Origin of the sequence: Pseudomonas sp. PSPC3-2, assembly GCF_049897085.1 — a bacterium.
Lineage (GTDB): Bacteria > Pseudomonadota > Gammaproteobacteria > Pseudomonadales > Pseudomonadaceae > Aquipseudomonas > Aquipseudomonas paraveronii.
The window spans coordinates 88,209-108,317 of the sequence record NZ_JAFCVO010000008.1 but is presented as its reverse complement, the minus strand read 5'-3'; the positions used below and the strand labels follow the sequence as shown (position 1 = coordinate 108,317).

The 20,109-nt window shown below is 62.3% G+C and carries 22 protein-coding genes and 1 tRNA gene; 16 read left to right on the top strand and 7 right to left on the bottom strand.

Annotated elements, in window-relative coordinates:
- Window positions 1-8 precede the first annotated feature (8 nt).
- Complete coding sequence (locus ACP7CJ_RS15095; RefSeq protein ID WP_276196455.1) at window positions 9-908, bottom strand: TIGR01777 family oxidoreductase; 900 nt, start codon at window positions 906-908, stop codon at window positions 9-11.
- Window positions 909-1,119: 211 nt separating this feature from the next.
- Between ACP7CJ_RS15095 and ACP7CJ_RS15090 the strand changes: the two genes are divergently transcribed.
- The 12 genes from ACP7CJ_RS15090 to ACP7CJ_RS15035 all read left to right on the top strand — a co-directional run bounded on the left by ACP7CJ_RS15090 (window position 1,120) and on the right by ACP7CJ_RS15035 (window position 11,121).
- Window positions 1,120-2,106 (top strand): NAD(P)/FAD-dependent oxidoreductase, encoded by a 987-nt coding sequence (locus tag ACP7CJ_RS15090; protein ID WP_276196454.1) that lies wholly within the window; start codon window positions 1,120-1,122, stop codon window positions 2,104-2,106.
- Complete coding sequence (locus ACP7CJ_RS15085) at window positions 2,103-2,318, top strand: TIGR02450 family Trp-rich protein (protein ID WP_247407973.1); 216 nt, start codon at window positions 2,103-2,105, stop codon at window positions 2,316-2,318. Before ACP7CJ_RS15090 ends, ACP7CJ_RS15085 begins: the two co-directional genes overlap by 4 nt.
- 112 nt (window positions 2,319-2,430) lie before the next feature.
- Window positions 2,431-3,396 (top strand): YbgA family protein, encoded by a 966-nt coding sequence (locus tag ACP7CJ_RS15080; RefSeq protein WP_276196453.1) that lies wholly within the window; start codon window positions 2,431-2,433, stop codon window positions 3,394-3,396.
- 15 nt (window positions 3,397-3,411) lie between these two features.
- Complete coding sequence (locus tag ACP7CJ_RS15075) at window positions 3,412-4,341, top strand: MerR family transcriptional regulator (RefSeq protein ID WP_276196452.1); 930 nt, start codon at window positions 3,412-3,414, stop codon at window positions 4,339-4,341.
- Window positions 4,342-5,787 carry a deoxyribodipyrimidine photo-lyase gene (gene phrB / locus ACP7CJ_RS15070; protein ID WP_276196451.1) on the top strand — a complete coding sequence of 482 codons (1,446 nt, stop codon included), beginning with the start codon at window positions 4,342-4,344 and terminating at the stop codon, window positions 5,785-5,787.
- On the top strand, window positions 5,780-6,202 hold the full coding sequence (locus tag ACP7CJ_RS15065) for a nuclear transport factor 2 family protein (RefSeq protein WP_276196450.1): 423 nt from the start codon (window positions 5,780-5,782) through the stop codon (window positions 6,200-6,202). The genes phrB and ACP7CJ_RS15065 overlap by 8 nt, the downstream gene beginning before the upstream one ends.
- The gene (locus ACP7CJ_RS15060) at window positions 6,199-6,981 is read left to right on the top strand and encodes an SDR family NAD(P)-dependent oxidoreductase (protein WP_276196449.1); all 783 of its coding nucleotides are present in this window, start codon (window positions 6,199-6,201) and stop codon (window positions 6,979-6,981) included. The genes ACP7CJ_RS15065 and ACP7CJ_RS15060 overlap by 4 nt, the downstream gene beginning before the upstream one ends.
- Window positions 6,978-8,225, top strand: coding sequence for an NAD(P)/FAD-dependent oxidoreductase (locus tag ACP7CJ_RS15055; RefSeq protein WP_426100755.1), 1,248 nt, complete (start codon window positions 6,978-6,980; stop codon window positions 8,223-8,225). The genes ACP7CJ_RS15060 and ACP7CJ_RS15055 overlap by 4 nt, the downstream gene beginning before the upstream one ends.
- Window positions 8,222-9,031, top strand: coding sequence for a DUF1365 domain-containing protein (locus ACP7CJ_RS15050; protein ID WP_276196447.1), 810 nt, complete (start codon window positions 8,222-8,224; stop codon window positions 9,029-9,031). The genes ACP7CJ_RS15055 and ACP7CJ_RS15050 overlap by 4 nt, the downstream gene beginning before the upstream one ends.
- On the top strand, window positions 9,018-10,289 hold the full coding sequence (locus tag ACP7CJ_RS15045) for a class I SAM-dependent methyltransferase (RefSeq protein WP_426100757.1): 1,272 nt from the start codon (window positions 9,018-9,020) through the stop codon (window positions 10,287-10,289). Before ACP7CJ_RS15050 ends, ACP7CJ_RS15045 begins: the two co-directional genes overlap by 14 nt.
- On the top strand, window positions 10,282-10,761 hold the full coding sequence (locus ACP7CJ_RS15040) for a DUF2878 domain-containing protein (RefSeq protein WP_276196445.1): 480 nt from the start codon (window positions 10,282-10,284) through the stop codon (window positions 10,759-10,761). The genes ACP7CJ_RS15045 and ACP7CJ_RS15040 overlap by 8 nt, the downstream gene beginning before the upstream one ends.
- Before the next feature lie 54 nt (window positions 10,762-10,815).
- Complete coding sequence (locus ACP7CJ_RS15035; RefSeq protein ID WP_276196444.1) at window positions 10,816-11,121, top strand: YkgJ family cysteine cluster protein; 306 nt, start codon at window positions 10,816-10,818, stop codon at window positions 11,119-11,121.
- Window positions 11,122-11,238: 117 nt separating this feature from the next.
- Here ACP7CJ_RS15035 and ACP7CJ_RS15030 read toward each other — a convergent pair whose 3' ends face one another.
- The 6 genes from ACP7CJ_RS15030 to hemA all read right to left on the bottom strand — a co-directional run bounded on the left by ACP7CJ_RS15030 (window position 11,239) and on the right by hemA (window position 16,606).
- Window positions 11,239-11,757 carry an acyloxyacyl hydrolase gene (locus ACP7CJ_RS15030; protein WP_276196443.1) on the bottom strand — a complete coding sequence of 173 codons (519 nt, stop codon included), beginning with the start codon at window positions 11,755-11,757 and terminating at the stop codon, window positions 11,239-11,241.
- 113 nt (window positions 11,758-11,870) lie between these two features.
- Window positions 11,871-12,665: a glutamate racemase gene (murI, locus tag ACP7CJ_RS15025; RefSeq protein WP_426100759.1), complete on the bottom strand. Its 795-nt coding sequence runs from the start codon at window positions 12,663-12,665 to the stop codon at window positions 11,871-11,873.
- On the bottom strand, window positions 12,658-13,413 hold the full coding sequence (locus ACP7CJ_RS15020; protein ID WP_276196441.1) for a molybdopterin-synthase adenylyltransferase MoeB: 756 nt from the start codon (window positions 13,411-13,413) through the stop codon (window positions 12,658-12,660). The genes murI and ACP7CJ_RS15020 overlap by 8 nt, the downstream gene beginning before the upstream one ends.
- The gene (prmC, locus tag ACP7CJ_RS15015; RefSeq protein ID WP_276196440.1) at window positions 13,407-14,237 is read right to left on the bottom strand and encodes a peptide chain release factor N(5)-glutamine methyltransferase; all 831 of its coding nucleotides are present in this window, start codon (window positions 14,235-14,237) and stop codon (window positions 13,407-13,409) included. Before prmC ends, ACP7CJ_RS15020 begins: the two co-directional genes overlap by 7 nt.
- Window positions 14,238-15,320, bottom strand: a complete 1,083-nt coding sequence (gene prfA / locus ACP7CJ_RS15010) for a peptide chain release factor 1 (RefSeq protein ID WP_276196439.1) — start codon at window positions 15,318-15,320, stop codon at window positions 14,238-14,240.
- Complete coding sequence (gene hemA / locus ACP7CJ_RS15005) at window positions 15,317-16,606, bottom strand: glutamyl-tRNA reductase (RefSeq protein ID WP_276196438.1); 1,290 nt, start codon at window positions 16,604-16,606, stop codon at window positions 15,317-15,319. The genes prfA and hemA overlap by 4 nt, the downstream gene beginning before the upstream one ends.
- 182 nt (window positions 16,607-16,788) lie before the next feature.
- Here hemA and ACP7CJ_RS15000 point away from each other — a divergent pair, with 182 nt between their 5' ends.
- From ACP7CJ_RS15000 to ACP7CJ_RS14985, 4 genes are all read left to right on the top strand, one after another.
- Window positions 16,789-18,513 (top strand): tetratricopeptide repeat protein, encoded by a 1,725-nt coding sequence (locus tag ACP7CJ_RS15000; RefSeq protein ID WP_276196437.1) that lies wholly within the window; start codon window positions 16,789-16,791, stop codon window positions 18,511-18,513.
- Between the two features lie 4 nt (window positions 18,514-18,517).
- On the top strand, window positions 18,518-19,135 hold the full coding sequence (gene lolB, locus ACP7CJ_RS14995; protein ID WP_276196436.1) for a lipoprotein insertase outer membrane protein LolB: 618 nt from the start codon (window positions 18,518-18,520) through the stop codon (window positions 19,133-19,135).
- A gap of 1 nt (window position 19,136) precedes the next feature.
- Complete coding sequence (ispE, locus tag ACP7CJ_RS14990) at window positions 19,137-19,988, top strand: 4-(cytidine 5'-diphospho)-2-C-methyl-D-erythritol kinase (RefSeq protein ID WP_276196435.1); 852 nt, start codon at window positions 19,137-19,139, stop codon at window positions 19,986-19,988.
- A 37-nt stretch (window positions 19,989-20,025) separates the two neighbouring features.
- Window positions 20,026-20,100, top strand: a tRNA-Gln gene (locus ACP7CJ_RS14985).
- Window positions 20,101-20,109 lie beyond the last annotated feature (9 nt).

Genomic DNA, 20,109 nt, shown 5'->3' with positions numbered 1-20,109 from the left:
TCCTATCTTTAGAGGCGGCCGGACAAGTCGTCCAAGGCCGCCTTCAACTCAGTGAACTGGAAAGTGAAACCGGCCGCCAACAGGCGCTCGGGCAAAGCCTTCTGGCCGCCCAGCAACAAGCCGGACAACTCACCCAACCCGACCTTTAACACGAAGGCCGGCATGGGCATGAACGCCGGGCGGTGCAACACCTGGCCCAACGTCTTGGCAAACTCGCGGTTACGCACGGGGTGCGGCGCGCAGGCATTATAGGGACCGCTGGCGTCGCGCTGGTGCAGAAGAAAATCTATCAGCGCGATTTGATCGTTGATATGCACCCACGGCATCCACTGCCGACCACTACCGATCGGCCCGCCCAGTGCCAGCTTGAACGGCAGCAACAGCCGCGACAAAAAGCCGCCCTCGGCCGCCAGCACCAGCCCGGTACGCACCAGCACCACGCGAATGCCCAGGGCTTCGGCGCGCTGGGCGGTTTCTTCCCAGGCGACACACAACTGGCTGGGGAAGTCGTCCTGCACCGGGCCGCTGGCTTCGGTCAGCTCGCGCTCGCCGCCGTCGCCGTACCACCCCACGGCAGAACCCGAAATCAACACCGCCGGTTTCTCCGCCAGGCTTTCCAGCCACGCCAGCAGGGTTTCGGTCAGGCTGATGCGGCTGCTCCACAGCAGCGCCTTGCGTTTATGCGTCCAGAGGCGATCGGCGATCGGCGCGCCGGCCAGATTAATGACCGCGTCCACCGGGCCGATAACCTCTTGCAGGCTGGCGACACCGCGCACCGCATCGCCACACAACCTGGCGACCTGTTCAGGGTGACGGCTCCACACCGTCAGGCGATGCCCTTGCGTTAGCCAATGTTGGCAAAGTTGACGGCCGATCAGGCCGGTACCGCCGGTCAGCAAAATGTGCATGGGATCTTCCTCATGTAACGTTCGCCACCGATCACTGGTCTATTTTATATGCAGGGATCATTTGTAATCGGGCGTGACATTGATTTAAGCCTCAGCTTTAACCATAGGTCATGCCAAACGATCAGGTACGCCAAAACTTATACCAAAAAACAATATTGTACAGCTATTGGTGTCGGCGTAGTCTGTACCCAACGGTAAAACGAGGCCTCCCATGACTGTCCCCATCGCGATCATCGGCACCGGCATCGCCGGTCTCTCCGCCGCCCGAGCGTTACGAGACGCCGGGCACGTTGTACAACTCTTCGATAAAAGCCGCGGCAGTGGTGGCCGCATGTCCAGCAAGCGCAGCGACGCCGGCGCACTGGACATGGGCGCCCAGTACTTCACCGCCCGCGACCGGCGCTTCGTCAACGAAGTGCAACGCTGGCAAAGCAACGGCTGGGCCGAGCAATGGAAGCCACAGCTGTATAACTTCAAGTCCGGCCAACTCACGCCCTCCCCCGACGAACAGATTCGCTGGGTCGGCACGCCGCGCATGAGCGCCATCACCCGCGCCCTGCTCGACGACCTGCCGGTGCAGTTCGGCTGCCGTATCACCGAAGTGTTCCAAGGCAAACACCACTGGAACCTGCTGGACGCCGACGGCGGCAACCACGGTCCGTTCAGCCACGTCATCATCGCCACCCCCGCCCCGCAAGCAACCGCCCTACTGGCCGACGCACCGAAGCTGGCAAGTGCCGCCGCCGGCGTGAAGATGGACCCCACCTGGGCCATCGCCCTGGCCTTCGACAAGCCGCTGGAAACTCCGATGGAAGGCTGCTTCGTGCAAGACAGCCCGCTCGATTGGCTGGCGCGCAACCGCAGCAAACCGGGGCGCGACGCCTCCCTCGACACCTGGGTGCTGCACGCAACCAGCGCCTGGAGCAAGGAGCACCTGGACCTGTCCAAGGAAGCGGTGATCGAGCACCTGCACGGTGCCTTCGCCGAACTGCTGCACAGCGCGATGCCTGCGCCCTCGTTCAGCCTGGCGCACCGCTGGCTTTACGCACGACCGTCCAGCGCCCATGAATTCGGCGTGCTGGCTGACGCCGACCTGGGCCTGTACGTCTGTGGCGACTGGTGCCTGTCGGGCCGCGTCGAAGGTGCCTGGCTCAGTGGCCAGGAAGCCGCGCGACGCTTGATCGAGCACCTGCAATGAACCGCATCAACCCGACCAAATTGCTGCTGTCGAAGTGGACAGCAGCACACCCGCGCAACAAGGAAAAACACTTCCTGGTCACCGAACTGTTTTGTGATGAAGAAGGCACCGTGCTCGACATCGAGCTGCAAGCCGTCATGACCAAGCGCGGTGAACGCCTGCCCTGGCAAACCCTGCAAAACGCCGAGGACTGGCGAATCGGCTGGAAATAGCCTTCACGCAAATACTTGTACAAAATATTTGACTTGTACAGCATCAGACCTATGATGATGTTTAGCTGTACACGGTTATTTATTTGTACAGGAATCTTGCAGAGGTTTGGCCATGTCCAGCACCACGTCCATCAAGCCGAAGATTGGTATCAGCGCCTGCCTGCTGGGCGAGAACGTGCGTTTTAACGGCGGCCATAAGCAATCGCAACTCTGCAGCGAAGTGCTCGCCGAGTACTTCGACTTTCTGCCGTTGTGCCCGGAAGTGGCGATCGGCCTGGGTATTCCTCGGGAAACCATTCGCCTGGTGGGCGATGCCGCAGCCCCTCAAGCCGTCGGCACCGTGCATCGCGAACTGAATGTCACTGCGCCGCTGGGCGAATACGGCGAAAAGATGGCCGCCGAGCACACCGACCTGAGCGGCTACATCTTTATGCAAAAGTCGCCGTCCTGCGGCCTGGAACGGGTCAAGGTCTACCGTGAAAACGGCGCACCGGTGGACGGCGGCGGGCGCGGCATCTACGCCCAGGCCTTTTGCGCACGCCACCCCAACCTGCCCGTGGAAGAAGACGGTCGTCTGAATGACCCGGTGCTGCGGGAAAACTTCCTGACCCGCGTCTTCGTCTACGCCAGTTGGCAACAATTGCTCGGCGAAGGCCTGACCCGCCATCGCCTGCTGGCTTTTCACGCGCGCTACAAGTACCTGCTGATGGCCCACAGCCCGGCGCATTACAAAAGCCTCGGCAACCTGCTCGGCAGCATGGCCAGGGGCGAGGACCTCGACGCGCTGGGCGCCGATTATTTCAGCGCGCTGATGAGCGGGCTGAAAAAGTGCGCCACCCGCGGCACCCACACCAATGTGCTGCAACACATCAGCGGTTACCTCAAGCAGGCCATCAGCGCCGACGATAAGCAGGAAATGCAAACCGTGATCGGCCAATACCGCCAAGGCATCGTGCCGCTGGTGGTGCCGCTGACCTTGCTCAAGCACCACTTTCGCCTCCACCCGGACCGCTACATCGCGCAGCAGGCCTACTTGCAGCCGCACCCGGAAAATCTCAGCCTGCGTAATGCGATCTAAACCATGAAAAGCCTCATGACAGCAGCCATGCAAGACGACCCCGGCGAAGATCTCGTCCAAGCCCTCGAAGACGGCTGGCTGCCGATTCGTGAAGTGGCGCGCCAGACCGGCGTCAACGCCGTGACCCTGCGCGCCTGGGAACGCCGCTATGGCCTGATCGTGCCGCAGCGCACGCCCAAGGGCCACCGGCTGTTCAGCCACGACCATGTGCAACGCATCAACACCATCCTCACCTGGCTCAATCGCGGCGTGCCGGTCAGTCAGGTGAAAAACCTGATCGACTCCGCGCACGTCGCCCCCGACGCCGTCGAAAACGAATGGCACACCCTGCGCCAGACCCTGGTGCAGGCGATCAGCGAACTGGCCGAACGCCGGGTCGACGACGCCTTCAACCAGGCCATGGCGCTCTACCCGCCGCGCACCCTGTGCGAACAACTGCTGCTGCCGCTGCTCAGCGAACTGGAGCAACGCTGGCAGGGCCAATTCGGCGCGCAGATGGAACGGGTGTTCTTCCTGTCCTGGTTGCGCAGCAAGTTCGGCGCGCGGATCTATCACAACAATCGCCAACTGCAGGGTGCGCCGCTGCTGCTGGTGAATCATTCCGACCTGCCGCTGGAGCCGCACCTGTGGCTCAGCGCGTGGCTGGCCAGCAGCGCCGATTGCCCGGTGGAAGTCTTCGACTGGCCGCTGCCAGCCGGCGAACTGGCGCTGGCGGTGGAGCACCTGCAACCACGGGCGGTGCTGCTGTATTCGAGCCAGGCACTCCATCTGTCGGCACTCGCAAAACTTCTGGGCGGCATCCGCTGCCCAAAATTGATCGTCGGCCCAACGGTATGCATCCACCAGGCCGAGTTGACGGTATTGACCGGCGATATCCCTGAATTGTTCGTCGCCGAAGACCCATTGTCGGCTCACCAGATACTGATCCAGCGTGGACTTCTTTAAATGCATTTGATCTGGCTGCGCACCGACCTGCGCCTGCATGACAACACCGCCCTGGCCGCCGCGAGCCAGCGCGGCCCGGTGGCGGCGGTGTACCTGGTTACCCCGCAGCAATGGCTGGCCCACGACGACGCACCGTGCAAGGTCGACTTCTGGCTGCGCAACCTGCAGCACTTGAGCCAGGCCCTTGGCGCACTGAATATTCCCTTGCTGATCCGCTCTGCCCCGACCTGGGACCAGGCGCCCGCCGTGCTCGGCCAACTGTGCCGGGAGCTGTCGGTCGAGTCGGTACACGTCAACGAGGAATACGGCATCCACGAAAGCCGTCGCGATGCGGCGGTGGCCAAGGCCCTGGAAGCCGAAGGCGTGAGCTTCCACCGTTACCTGGACCAATTGCTTTTCCAGCCCGGCAGCGTGCTGACCAAGACCGGCACCTACTTCCAGGTATTCAGCCAGTTCCGCAAGGTCTGCTACGCGCGCCTGCACAGCGCCGTGCCGCGCTTGGTGGCAACGCCCAAGGCTCAAGCGGCCCTCGCGCTGAACAGCGACCCGGTGCCGCAACAGGTCGACGGTTTCGAAGCCCCGAGCGAGACGCTGCGCGCCCTCTGGCCCGCCGGTGAAGACGAAGCGCGCCGCCGCCTCGACGCGTTCGCCGAGCAGCAGATCAGCTACTACAAGGACGAGCGCGACTTCCCGGCCAAGCCCGGCACCAGCCAGCTTTCCGCGTACCTCGCGGCGGGCGTGGTTTCGCCGCGCCAGTGCCTGCATGCCGCGTTACAGAGCAACCAGGGCGAGTTCGAAAGCGGCGACATCGGCACAATCACCTGGATCAACGAACTGCTCTGGCGTGAGTTCTACAAGCACATCCTGGTGGGCTACCCGCGGGTGTCCCGTCACCGCGCCTTCCGCCCCGAAACCGAGGCGGTGGCCTGGCGCGACGCGCCCAAGGACCTCGCCGCCTGGCAGCAGGCACGCACCGGTTTGCCGATCATCGACGCCGCCATGCGCCAACTGCTGGACACCGGCTGGATGCACAACCGCCTGCGCATGGTGGTGGCGATGTTCCTGACCAAAAACCTGCTGATCGACTGGCGCGAAGGCGAGCGCTTCTTCATGCGCCACCTGATCGACGGCGACCTGGCGGCCAACAATGGCGGCTGGCAGTGGAGCTCCTCCACCGGCACCGATTCGGCGCCGTATTTCCGGATTTTCAGCCCGCTGAGCCAGTCGCAAAAATTCGACGGCGACGGCGTGTTCATCAAGCACTGGCTGCCGCAACTGGCGGCGCTGAATAAAAAGGACGTACACGACCCGCAGGCTGCCGGCGGCCTGTTCGGCGTAGCCGATTACCCGCGTTCGATTGTCGACCTGAAACACTCGCGCGAACGGGCATTGGCGGCGTTCCGCAGCCTGCCGTCGCGCCAAGCAGTGGGAGCCGAATATGAGTGACTTCCTGCGCCGCTTCGCCCAGGCCTTTGCCTCTCTGGACAAGCACAACCTGCACCTGCTCGACAGCCTGTACAGCAAGGACATCGCCTTCACCGACCCGCTGCACGACGTGCATGGGCTCACGGCGCTGCACCAGTATTTCGCGCAGCTGTACGGTAACGTCAGCCAGTTGCGCTTTGACTTCCACGGCTTCGACCAGGTCGCCGAAGGCGAAGGTTACCTGCGCTGGAAAATGAGCTTTTGCCACCCGCGCCTGGCCAAGGGCAAGGTCATCCGGGTGGAAGGCTGCTCGCACCTGATGTGGCGCGACAAGGTGTACCGCCATCGGGATTATTTCGATGCCGGCGCGATGCTTTACGAACACTTGCCGGTCGTCGGCCGTGTGGTCAGTTGGCTGAAAAGGAGAATCGGATGAGCCTCACACCAGCCCGTCGTTATTGGCTGACCGGCGCCAGCAGTGGCATCGGCGCCTCCCTCGCCGTGGAGCTGCTCAACAGCGGCGCCCACGTGGCCCTGAGTGCGCGCACCAAAGGCCCGCTGCAAGCGCTCGCCCAACGCTTTCCCGGCCAAGTGCTGATCGTGGCCGGCGACTTGACCAACAGCCAGACCGTGCGCGAAATCGGCGAACACATCGCCCAGGTCTGGGGGGCGCTGGACACAGTGATCCTCAACGCTGGCACCTGTGAATATGTCGATGCCAAGCAATTCGACGCGTCGATCATCGAGCACGTGGTACGCACCAACCTGCTCGCCAGCAGTTATTGCATCGAAGCCGCGCTGCCACTGTTGCGCGCCGGGCGCACGCCGCACCTGGTGGGCGTGGCCAGCGCCGTGACCTACCTGCCGATGCCGCGCGCCGAAGCCTATGGCGCGTCTAAGGCCGGGTTGCGCTACCTGTTCGAATCCCTGCGCATCAGCCTGTCGCCGGAAAACATCGACGTCACCGTGATCAGCCCGGGTTTTGTCGACACGCCGCTGACCGAGCGCAATGACTTCCCGATGCCCATGAGCTGGTCTGCCGACAAGGCGGCACGGTATATCTTCGCCAAGCTGAACAAGCGTCCGCTGGAGATCGCCTTCCCGGCGATGCTCATCGCCACCCTGTGGCCGCTGTCGAAACTGCCGAATCGCGCGCAACTGATCATCGGCAAACGCATGCTGCGTAGCCCGCCGCCGAAAAAGGACGACCTGTGAAGATCGCCATTATCGGCAGCGGTATTGCCGGACTGACCAGCGCCTACCTGCTCAGCCGTAGCCACGACATCACCCTGTTCGAAGCGGGCGACCGCATTGGTGGGCACACCCACACGGTCAACGTGACCGTCGAGGGTAAACGCTATGCGGTGGACACCGGCTTTATCGTATTCAACGACTGGACCTACCCCAACTTCATCCGCCTGCTGGGGCAGATCGGCGTGACGTTCAAACCCACCGAGATGAGTTTTTCGGTGTGCGACCAAAGCGCCGGGTTCGAGTATAACGGCAACACCCTCAACAGCCTGTTTGCCCAGCGGCGCAATCTCCTGTCGCCAGGGTTCTGGGGCATGTTGCGCGATATTTTGCGCTTCAACCGCGAGGCGCCGCTGGACCTGCAAGCGCAACGCATCAGCGCCGACATGACCCTGGGCGACTACCTCGACGCCGGCGGCTACGGCCCGCGATTCATCCGGCATTACATCGTGCCAATGGGCGCGGCGATCTGGTCGATGTCGCTGGCGGACATGCTCGGTTTCCCCTTGCAGTTTTTTGTGCGCTTCTTCAAGAACCACGGTTTGCTGTCGGTGAGCAACCGCCCGCAATGGTGCGTGATCGAGGGCGGCTCAAGCAGTTACATCGAACCCCTGACCCGCAGCTTTCGTGAACAAATCCGCCTCGACTGCCCCGTGCATCGGGTCGAGCGCGCCGCAGACGGCGTGATTATCCACAGCGCCGCCGGCACCGAAGCCTTCGACAAAGTCGTGTTCGCCTGCCACAGCGACCAGGCGCTGGCCCTGCTGGGCGACCCGAGCAGCGCCGAGCAGCAGATCCTCGGCGCCCTGCCCTACGCCGACAACGACGTGGTGCTGCACACCGACACGCGCCTACTGCCCGACCGCAAACTGGCCTGGGCCAGTTGGAACTACCGGCTCAGCGGCAACGCGCAGACCCAGGCGGCGGTGACCTATGACATGAACATCCTGCAAGGCATCGACAGCGCCACGACCTTTTGCGTCAGCCTCAACCAAACGTCAATGATCAACCCGCTGAAGATCCTCGCCCGCTACACCTACGCCCATCCGCAATACAGCCTGGCGGCCGTGGCCGCGCAAGCGCGCTGGGAAGAGTTGTGCGGCGCGCAGCACACCTACTATTGCGGCGCCTATTGGGCCAACGGTTTCCATGAAGACGGCGTGGTCAGCGCCTTGCGCGTGGCCCGCGCGCTTGGAGAAGCCCTGTGAACAGCGCCCTGTACAGCGGCTGGATCGCCCATCGACGGTTTGCGCCCAAGGCCCATGCCTTTCGTTACCGCATCGGCTTGCTGTACCTGGACTTAAGCGAACAGGACGAAGTGCTCGGGCTCTCGCCCCTGGCCGGCGCCGGTCGCCTGGCCGCCTTCGGCTTTCGCCAGCAGGATTACCTGCGTGAATTCACGCGCCACGGTATGAGCTTGACCGATGCCGTGCGCCAGGAAGTCGGCAAGGCGCTGGGGCGCACCCCCCAGGGCGTTATCTGCCTACTGACCCAGGCCCGCAGTTGGGGCCTGGCTTTTAACCCGGTGAGTTTCTTCTACTGCTTCGAGGCCGACGGACAATTGGCCGCGATCCTGTGTGAAGTGACCAACACCCCATGGCGCGAACGCTATCACTACGTGCTGCCGGCCCTGGCGCTGGACGCGGGTGAACATCAGCATTTCGCCGTGGCCAAGGCGTTTCATGTGTCGCCGTTCCTGCCGCGCGACTTGGAATACCGCATGAGCTTCAGCCCGCCCGCTGCCAGGCTTGGCGTACACATGGCCGATTGGCAGGGCGATCAAAAAGTCTTCGACGCCACCTTGAGCCTGCACCAGGAAACGCTCAACCGCGCCAGCCTGCACCGCTACCTGTGGCGCTTCCCCTGGATGACCGCCAAGACCTGCCTGGCGATTTATTGGCAGGCCCTGCGCCTGTTGCTCAAACGCACACCGATTTTCCCCCATCAGGCCGCCGATGGCGCCTCTCGCACCGCAGTCGGGTACACCAAGGATCGCCGCCATGAAATCCCCTAACTTATCGGTCAAGGCCAACCGCCTGAACGTCAACGGCGTGACCACCGCACTGCTGCGCAAGGCCGTGTTGCGTCAACTCAGCCAATTGCGCCACGGTCAGTTGGTGCTGATCGAGGACGGCGAACGCCAAGTGTTCGGCGCCCGCGAAGCGCACCTGCTGGGGGAAATCCAGATCCTCGATTCGGCGGTGTGGGGGCTGGTGGCGGCCAACGGTTCAATCGGTGCCGGCGAAGCGTTTATCCACGGGTATTGGAGCAGCCCGGACCTGACTGCGGTGGTGCGTGTGATGGTCAGCAACCTGGAAGTACTCGACGCACTGGAGGGTGGCCTGGCCAAACTGGCGCGGCCGTTCACCCAAGGCTTGCATTGGCTCAACCGCAATACGCGCAAGGGTTCACAGAAAAACATCGCCGCTCACTATGACCTGGGCAACGATCTGTTCGAAGAATTCCTCGACCCGACCATGATGTATTCGGCGGCGCAGTTCCTGAGCCCCGAAGACACCCTGGAACAGGCGCAACTGAACAAACTGGAGCGCATCTGCCAGAAACTCTCGCTTAAACCCACCGACCATCTGCTGGAGATCGGCACCGGCTGGGGCAGCATGGCGCTGTATGCAGCGCGCCACTATGGCTGCAAGGTCACCACCACGACCTTGTCCCGGGAGCAGTTTATCTACACCCAGCAACGCATCAGCGACATGGGGCTGCAAGACCAGGTAACGCTGTTGCTGCAGGACTACCGAGACCTGAGCGGCCAATATGACAAGCTGGTGTCCATCGAAATGATCGAAGCGGTGGGCCATCGCTTCCTGCCGACCTACTTCAAACAGTGCGCCCACCTGCTCAAGAGCGATGGCCTGATGCTGCTGCAAGCCATCACCATCCGCGAGCAACGCTTTGAACAGGCCAAGAACAGCGTCGACTTTATCCAGCGCTATATTTTCCCCGGCGGCGCCCTGCCCTCTGTGCAGAACATGCTGCAGATTGTCAGCCGCGACACCGACATGAACCTGCTGCACATGGAAGATTTCGGCCTGCATTACGCGCGAACCCTGCGCTTGTGGCATGAGAACTTTCGCCGAGCCCACGGCCGCCTCATGGAATTGGGCTACGACGAATACTTCCTGCGGTTGTGGGAGTTTTACCTGTGCTACTGCGAAGGCGGCTTTATGGAGCGCACCATCGGCACCGCGCAGTTGCTGCTGGCCAAGCCGGCAGCCATCAACCCGCCGTTGCTCGGGCGTTTCAGTGCTTAAACCGCTGGCGAATGCCGTGCTGTTCCAGTGCGGCTGGTTTGCGTGCGTGTTGGGCGGCGACAGCGCATGGTTATTGGTCGGACTGGCCGTCCTGGCGGTCCACCTGCTGTGGATCAGTTCGTGGGCCGAGGACGGCGCGCTGATCGTCGGCGTGATGCTCGCGGGCACGCTGCTGGATAGCGCGCTACGTGCGGCAGGGGTATTCCAGTTCGGTGAGCCGGGCCCGCTGATTCCCTTTTGGCTGATGTTGCTGTGGGCATTGCTGGCTACCACGTTGCGCCATTGCCTGGCCTGGACGGCTCGCCCCTGGTGGCGCGCGGCGCTGCTCGGGGCACTCGGCGGGCCGCTGTCTTATTACGCGGGCAGTCAACTGGCGGGGGTGCAGTTCGGTTACGGCGTGACGCCAACCCTGGCCGGCCTGGCGCCGCTGTGGGCGCTGCTATTCGTCGGATTGCAGCGGCTGGCCCGTTAACGTCTGTCAGCCCTTTCACACCTGCGGCACCCGCTTGCCTTACACTGCGCGCCTATGACCAACATCCCCCATACCCAAATCACCGACCCCGTCGTCACCTGCTCGACGTGCGCGGCCTGCTGCTGCCAGCTGGAAGTCATGCTGATCACCGACACGGGCGTGCCCGAGCGCTATATCGACACCGATGATTGGGGCGGCGAAGTCATGCTGCGCCTGGACGACGGCTGGTGCGCGGCGCTGGATCGCAACACGATGATGTGTACGATTTATGAGCGTCGGCCGCTGATTTGCCGGGAGTTCGAGATGGGCGCACCGGAATGCCTGACCGAGCGCGAAGGGATAGCGACGGCTTACCGCTGATCTCAATGTGGGAGGGGGCTTGCTCCCGATAGCCGTGGGTCAGTTGGCAAATTCTGCGACTGACACTGCGCTATCGGGGGCAAGCTCCCTCCCACAGGGTTTTGCAGGGTTCTGAAGTTACAGCGGCATCGTGTAGTGCAACGAGTAGCTTTCTACGCCGTCGTTATGGTCGCTGATTCCGGCGTTGGAATAATGCAACGCCCGAATGCCCACTTCATGCCCGCCGTTAAAGCGCAAACCGAAGCCCAGGCGGTCTTCGAACTGGAAAGCCTGGCCAAGGTTGTTGTCTTCCAGCCGCGTGCGGGAAAACGCCGCCACCCCGATCCCGGCCTCGATGTAAGGCTTTACCGACTCCCCGGCGAACTCGTACACAAACACCGGCGAGAACGACAGGCTGCTCGCGCCTGCACGGTGATCACCTTCCCAATAGGTGTAAGCGCCACTCCAATAGCCGGTCAGGCGACCGACGTCGCTCTGCATCCAGCTCTTGTCCCAATCCGACGTCAGCCCCAATCGATAGGTGAGCGTCGAATCACTGGTGGCCCCCAGGCCAAACTCAAGACCGGCGGCCTGCGCCGAAAAAGAGTGTCCCACCACAACGGCTGCAATCGCAGCCAAACAGAACAAGCGCTTCATATAGAAACATCCTTTCCGATCGAAGTTATAGGGTTTTACACAGACAATCTCACCTATAGAAGCCAACGCAGTGCCAGACGTTCAGCGTCTAACGGCGAAAATTCACGAAATTTTCACAAGCAGAAGCTTCTCACAACTCCGGGATGTTTCCATAGTGTCGGTAGGATATTTCTTAGGTGATACACATCGCCGCTGGTCCAGAACTGGGCAGGCTCCGGCTTGCCGGTGGCCAGCAGATCGCGTTCGCCCAGCAGGCGCTTGAGTTGGCGAGCCACGGCGGCGCCGGTGTCGATCAGGCTGATGCTGGGGGGCAACATCTGGGCCAGGAGCGGCTTGAGGAAGGGGTAGTGGGTGCAGCCGAGGATAATGGTGTCGCAACCGGCGCTGAGCAGCGGATCGATATAGCCTTGCAATAGCTGGCGCAGGGCCGGGCTGCCCAGGTCGCCGGTTTCAATCAGTTCTACCAGGCCCGGGCACGGCTGGGTAATCACCCGCACATCGGTGGCAAAACGGTCGAGTAACGCGGCGAACTTGGCACTTTGCAGGGTGCCAGTGGTGGCGAGCACACCGACCACGCCACTGCGGGTCGCGGCGGCGGCGGGTTTGACGGCGGGCTCCATGCCCACCAGCGGCCAGTCGGGGTAGTCCTGGCGCAAATCGGCCACGGCGGCGACGGTCGCCGTGTTGCAGGCAATCACAAAGGCCTTCGCGCCCTGCTCGCGGAAAAACTCGGCGACCCGGTGTGAACGCTCGTAAATAAAGGCAGGGGTTTTCTCGCCGTAGGGGATGTGCCCGCAATCGGCGACGTACAGCAGCGACTCATGGGGCAACAGTTGCTGGATTTCCTCCAGCACCGTCAACCCGCCGATGCCGGAGTCGAACACACCGATCGGTGCATCCTTAACCACGGTGCGTCCCACACACGCTGCAACCGGGGTCGCGCTTGACGCGCAACTCACGGAAACGTGTGGTCAAGGCATCGATCAGCAACAAGCGTCCGACCAAGGGCTCGCCGAAACCGGCGAGCAATTTCAACGCTTCAAGCGCCTGCAGGCTGCCCACCAGACCGACCAGCGGGCCAACCACGCCGGCTTCGCTGCAGGTCAGTTCGGTGTCGCTGCCGTGCCCGTATAAACAGTGGTAACACGGGCTGTCGGCGCGGCGCGGGTCGAACACCGACAGTTGCCCGTCCAGGCGGATCGCCGCGCCGCTGACCAACGGTGTGCCGGCGGCCACGCAGGCGGCGTTGACCGCTTCGCGGGTGGAAAAATTGTCGCTGCAATCGAGCACTACATCCACCGCCGCCACCGCCGCCGCCAGGGAATCGGCATCCAGCGCAGTCCGGTGAGTGAGCAGTTTGACCTCAGGGTTAATCGCGCTCAGACGGCGGATGGCCGAATCGACCTTGCTCAGGCCGACGCTGTCGGTGTCATGGATGATCTGGCGTTGCAGGTTGGTCAGGTCGACGGTGTCGAAATCTGCCAGGTGCAACTCGCCGACACCGGCGGCCGCCAGGTACAGCGCCACGGGCGCGCCCAGGCCGCCGAGGCCGACGATCAAGGCGCGGGCATTTTTCAGGCGCAATTGGCCGTCGATGTCGACCTGCTGCAACAGAATCTGTCGGCTATAGCGCAACAGCTCCTGATCGGTCAGCACGGCCGGTGTCCCAGGCTGATGCGTTCGTGGCCGCCGAGGTCGATGCGGCTGTGTACGCCTTCAAAGCCTTGGCTCAGCAACAGGTCACGCACCGCTGCGGCCTGGTCGTAACCGTGTTCCAGCAACAGCCAACCGCCAGCAGCGAGGTGCGCTGGCGCGTCGGCGATGATCAGGCGCAGGTCGTCCAACCCGTCATGACCGGCTACCAGCGCGCTGGCCGGCTCAAAGCGCACATCGCCGGCCACCAGGTGCGGGTCGTTGGCGGCGATGTAGGGCGGGTTGCTGATGATCAGATCGTAGGTGTGGCCCTGCAACGCGCTGAACCAATGACTGTTGAGCACGGTGGCGTTGTGCAGGTTCAGGCGTTGGCGATTGCGTTCGGCCAGGGCCACGGCTTCGAGTACGCGGTCGACGGCGGTGACGTGCCAGGCCGGGCGGTCACTGGCCAGGGCCAGGGCGATGGCACCGCTGCCAGTGCCGAGGTCGAGCACCTTGGCCGGGGTTGCGGGTAACAATTCCAGGGCCGCCTCGACCAGCAGTTCGGTGTCCGGGCGTGGGATCAGCGTGTGGGGCGCGACCTCCAGGTCCAGCTTCCAGAAGCCTTGCTGGCCGAGGATATAGGCCACCGGCTCACCGGCGCGGCGGCGTTGCAGGTAATCCGCGAAGGTCAACGCGGCTTCGCTGCTGACGATTTTTTCCGGCCAGGTGTGCAGGTAGCTGCGGGACTTGCCCAGGGCAGCCGCGAGCAACAGCTCCACGTCCAGGCGTGCGGTGGGCGAGTCGGGCAGCTCGGCGGCGCGGAGCAGGCTGGCGATGATGGTCATTTATTCACCTATCGCCGCCAATTGGTCGGCCTGGTATTCGACGAGCAATGGCTCGATCACCGCGTCGATGCCACCGGCGAGAATCTCGTCCAGGCAGTAGAGCGTGAGGTTGACCCGGTGGTCGGTGACCCGGCCCTGGGCAAAGTTGTAGGTGCGGATGCGCTCGGAACGGTCGCCCGAACCCACCAGCAGCTTGCGTTCACTGGCAATCGCGTTGGCGGCGGCGCTGGTTTGCTGGTCATTCAGCTTGGCCGACAGCCAGGACATGGCCCGCGCCCGGTTCTTGTGCTGGGAACGCTCTTCCTGGCACTCCACCACGATGCCCGACGGCAAGTGCGTGATGCGGATCGCCGAGTCGGTCTTGTTGATGTGCTGACCACCGGCACCGGATGAACGGTAGGTGTCGACGCGCAGGTCCGCCGGGTTGATCTCGATGGCTTCCTGCTCGTCCGGCTCGGGCAACACCGCCACGGTACACGCCGAGGTGTGGATACGGCCTTGGGATTCGGTGGCCGGCACCCGCTGCACGCGGTGCGCACCGGATTCGAATTTCAACTTGCCGTACACGTTGTCGCCTTCGACGCGGGCGATGACTTCTTTATAGCCGCCGTGTTCGCCCTCGTTCTCGGACAGGATCTCGATGCGCCAGCCGCGCCGTTCGGCATAACGCGAATACATGCGGAACAGGTCGCCGGAGAAAATCGCCGCCTCGTCGCCGCCGGTGCCGGCGCGGATTTCGAGGAAGACGTTGCGCCCGTCGTTGGGGTCCTTGGGCAGCAGCATGCGTTGCAGGTCGCCTTCGAGCTCGGCCAATTTGTCTTTGGCCTCACGGACTTCTTCCACGGCCATTTCACGCATGTCCGGGTCGCTGTCCTTGAGCAGCGCCTGGGCGCCTTCAAGGTCGGCCTGTACTTTCAACAGGTTCTGGTAGGTGACCACAATGGGCTCAACTTCGGCGTATTCCTTGGAATAAGCACGGAACTTGGTCTGATCGGAGATGACCTCGCCGTCGCCGAGCAAGGCGGTCAGTTCTTCGAAACGGTCCTGGAGCACGTCCAGTTTGTTGAGCAGTGACGCTTTCATTGCGGTTTTTTATCCGAAGAGCTATCTGACGCGCCCTCACCGAGGGCAAAGAGTTCCTGCGCCATGGCCAGCGCATCGAGGCGGCCTTCGGCAGTGAGTTTTTTCAGTTGTACGCTGGGGGCGTGCAGCAATTTGTTGGTCAAGCCACGGGCCAGTTGCATCAGCACGTCTTCGGCGTTGCCGCCATTGGCCAACAAACGCTGGGCCTTGCTCAACTCCTCGTCGCGCAGGCGTTCGCCCTGTTGACGATACGCCTTGAGCACGTCCACCGCCGCCAGTTCGCGCAGGCGCACCATGAAATCTTCGGCGCCGACGCTGACCATTTCCTCGGCGGCCTGGGCCGCGCCCTGGCGACTCTTGAGGTTTTCGGCGACCACTTCGTGCAGATCGTCGACGCTATACAGGTAAACGTCGTCCAACTCGCCGACTTCCGGCTCGATATCGCGGGGAACGGCAATATCGACCATGAAGATCGGCTTGTGCTTGCGCAGCTTCAGCGCGCTTTCCACCGCGCCTTTACCCAGGATCGGCAACTGGCTGGCGGTAGAACTGATCACGATGTCGCTGCGCACCAGTTCGGCCGGGATGTCCGCCAACAGCACGGCGTGGGCGCCGAACTGTTCGGCCAGGATGCTGGCACGCTCCAGGGTACGGTTGGCGACGACGATACGCTTCACGCCGAGGTCGTGCAGGTGGCGGGCGACCAGGGTGATGGTCTCACCGGCACCGATCAGCAAGGCCTGGCTGCGCTGCAAGTCGCTGAAAATCTGTTTGGCCAGGCTGACGGCGGCAAATGCCACGGACACCGGGTTTTCCCCGATGGCAGTGTCGGTGCGCACCTGCTTGGCGGAATTGAACGTGGCCTGGAACAGGCGCCCCAGCAGCGGCCCCACGGTGCCGGCCTCACGCGCCACAGCGTAGGCGGACTTCATCTGGCCGAGGATCTGCGGCTCGCCCAATACCAGCGAATCGAGACCGGACGCCACACGCATCATGTGACGAACTGCCGCATCGTCCTCATGCACATAAGCGCTCGCGCGCAGGTCGTTGACGTCCAAATGGTGGTAATCGGCCAGCCAGCGCAGTACGACATCCGCTGAAAGATGCTCCTGCTCTATATAAAGCTCGCTGCGATTGCAGGTCGAAAGGATCGCAGCTTCGCGGCTGTCGGTGAGTCGGCAGAGCTGCTGCAAGGCCTCAACCAACTGCTCAGGCGTAAACGCCACGCGCTCGCGCACGTCTACGGAGGCAGTTTTGTGGTTAATACCGAGTGCAAGGAAGGCCATTCAATATCGCTGATGATGTCGGGAAGCCGACAATTGTCCTACTTCGATAGATTCAGAACAACCACCGTCGTCTATTGTCCCTATGCGTTGTGCCTATAAAGGCATCCATTGAGACTCGGTTATGTTTGGCCGAAGGCTTGTGTCATGATGATCCGACCGCAGGTTAGTCGTCCTCTTCCTATATGAATAGATCCTCCGCGTTGCTCCTTGCTTTTGTCTTCCTCAACGGCTGCCAGGCCATGGCCCCCGTGTCGCCGGACGGTACACCGCCGGTGGAAGAGAGCACCCCAGCCCCTGAAAAACCCAAGGTTTACTCCTCGTTCAGCGAAGAAACGGTGTACAGCCTGCTGACCGCAGAACTGGCTGGCCAGCGCAATCGTTTCGATATTGCGCTGGATAATTACGTGACCCAGGCCATCAATACGCAAGATCCGGGGATCTCGGAGCGGGCGTTTCGCATCGCCGAGTACCTGGGGGCCGATCAGGCCGCACTGGACACTTCGCTGATCTGGGCGAAAAACGCGCCGGACGATCTGGAAGCCCAACGGGCGGCGGCCATTCAATTGGCGCGCTCCGGGCGCTACGACGACTCCATGGCCTATATGGAGAAAGTCCTGCAGGGCAAGGGCGACACTCATTTCGACTTTCTTGCGCTGTCGGCGGCCGACACCGACCCGGACACGCGCAACGGGCTGATGAAGAGTTTCGACCGCCTGCTGCAAAAACACCCGAAGAACAGCCAGCTCGTGTTCGGCAAGGCCTTGCTGCTGCAACAGGACGACGAAGCCGAAGCCGCACTGAAGCTGCTCGAACAGAACCCGCCGGAAGAAGGCGAGATTGCGCCGATCTTGCTGCGCGCCCGCCTGCTGCAGAACCTCAATCGCGGCAAAGAAGCGATTCCGCTGCTGGAAAAAAGCATCAAGAAATACCCGGACGACAAGCGCCTGCGCCTGACTTACGCGCGCACGCTGGTGGAGCAGGACCGCATGGAGGACGCCAAAGTGCAGTTCGCCAACCTGGTCCAGCAATACCCGGACGATGACGAATTGCGCTACTCCCTGGCGCTGGTGTGCCTGGAAGCCAAGGCCTGGGACGAGGCCAAGGGCTACCTGGAAGAGTTGATCGAGCGCGAAAGCCACGTGGACTCGGCGCACCTGAACCTCGGCCGCGTCGCCGAAGAAAACAACGACCCCCAGGCCGCCCTGCTCGAATACGCCCAGGTCGGTCCCGGCAACGATTACCTGCCCGCCCAGTTGCGCCAGGCCGACATCCTGATGAGCAACGGCCGCACCGACGAGGCGGAAAAACGCCTGGCTGCGGCCCGCGAGGCTGAACCGGACTACGCGATCCAGCTGTACCTGATCCAGGCCGAGACCTTGTCGGCCAACCATCAGGGCGAGCGCGCCTGGAAAGTCTTGCAACAAGCCTTGCTGCAATACCCCGACGATCTGAACCTGCTCTACACCCGCGCGATGCAGGCGGAAAAACGCAATGACCTGGCACAGATGGAAAAGGACCTGCGCCTGATCATCAAGCGCGATCCGGAAAACGCCATGGCGCTCAATGCCCTGGGTTACACCTTGTCCGACCGCACCACGCGTTACGCCGAAGCCAAGGTGCTGATCGAACAGGCCCACAAGCTCAACCCGGAAGACCCGGCCGTACTCGACAGCCTGGGCTGGGTGAATTACCGCCTGGGCAACCTGGACGAGGCTGAGCGCCTGCTGCGCATGGCGCTGGAGCGCTTCCCCGACCAGGAAGTCGCTGCACACCTGGGCGAAGTGCTCTGGGCCAACGGCAAACAGCGCGAAGCCCGACAAATCTGGGAAAAGTTCCTCAAGGAACAACCCGAAAGCCCCATCCTGCGCAGCACCATCAAGCGCCTGACCGGTTCCGAGACCCTTTAAGTTTATGTTCTTGCGCCACTTTATTGTTTTCAGCTTCATCGCCTTGCTCGCCGGTTGTGCGGGCTTTGGCGCCCGCGAATCCGTTGAAGGCCAGGGCAGCCCGGCGCAATGGAAACAGCACAAGGCACAGCTCAGCAGCATTGATGGCTGGCAGATCGAAGGAAAAGTCGGGGTGCGTGCGCCGAAAGATTCCGGCAGCGGCACCTTGTTCTGGCTGCAACGCCAGGATTACTTCGATATCCGCTTGTCCGGCCCGTTGGGTCGAGGCGCCGCCCGCCTGACCGGCCGACCGGGGCAAGTCAGCCTCGAAGTGGCCAACCAGGGTCGCTACGAAGCCGCCTCCCCGGAGGCGCTGCTGGAAGAGCAGATCGGCTGGAAGTTGCCGGTGTCGCACCTGGTATGGTGGGTACGCGGCTTGCCCGCACCTGACAGCAAAAGCCGCCTGAGCCTCAATGGCGATAGCCGCCTGGCGTCCCTGGAACAGGACGGCTGGAAGGTCGAATACCTGAGCTACGTGCAGCAGAGCGGTTATTGGCTGCCTGAACGGATCAAACTGCACGGCACCGACCTTGACGTCACGCTGGTGATCAAGGACTGGCAACCGCGCAAGCTGGGGCAATAACGTGAGCGTAGAGAAACTGACCCTGCCCTCCCCGGCCAAACTCAATCTGATGCTGCACATTCTGGGTCGCCGCGAAGACGGCTACCACGAGTTGCAGACGCTGTTTCAATTTCTCGACTACGGCGATGAACTGACGTTCGCCCTACGCGACGATGGCGTGATCCGACTGCACACCGAACTCGAAGGCGTGCCCCACGACAGCAACCTGATCGTGAAGGCCGCGAAAAAACTTCAGGCACAATCCGGCTGCACGCTCGGCATCGACATCTGGATCGATAAAGTCCTGCCCATGGGCGGCGGCATCGGTGGCGGCAGCTCGAATGCCGCGACCACACTGCTGGGTCTGAACCACTTGTGGCAGCTCGGCTGGGACCTCGATCGCCTGGCCACGCTGGGCCTGACCCTGGGTGCCGACGTCCCGGTTTTCGTGCGCGGGCACGCTGCTTTTGCCGAGGGTGTGGGGGAAAAACTCACCCCTGAATACCCGGAAGAGCCGTGGTATGTCGTGCTTGTCCCGCAAGTATCTGTAAGTACAGCAGAAATTTTTTCAGATCCGCTGTTGACACGTAACTCTCCTCCCATTAAAGTGCGCCCCGTTCCCAAGGGAAACAGTCGAAATGACTGCTTACCGGTTGTAGCAAGGCGTTACCCAGAAGTACGTAACGCTTTGAGTTTGTTAGGTAAATTTACCGAAGCAAAATTAACCGGCACTGGAAGTTGTGTGTTTGGGGGCTTCCCAAACAAAGCTGAAGCTGATAAAGTCTCGGCCCTTCTTACAGAGACCCTTACAGGGTTTGTGGCAAAAGGAAGCAACGTTTCGATGTTGCATCGCAAGCTGCAAAGTCTGCTCTAAAAGGAACCGAGTACTGGGTACTCGTTGCAACAGATACAGGGGCGTCGCCAAGCGGTAAGGCAGCAGGTTTTGATCCTGCCATGCGTTGGTTCGAATCCAGCCGCCCCTGCCATTTTCCTTT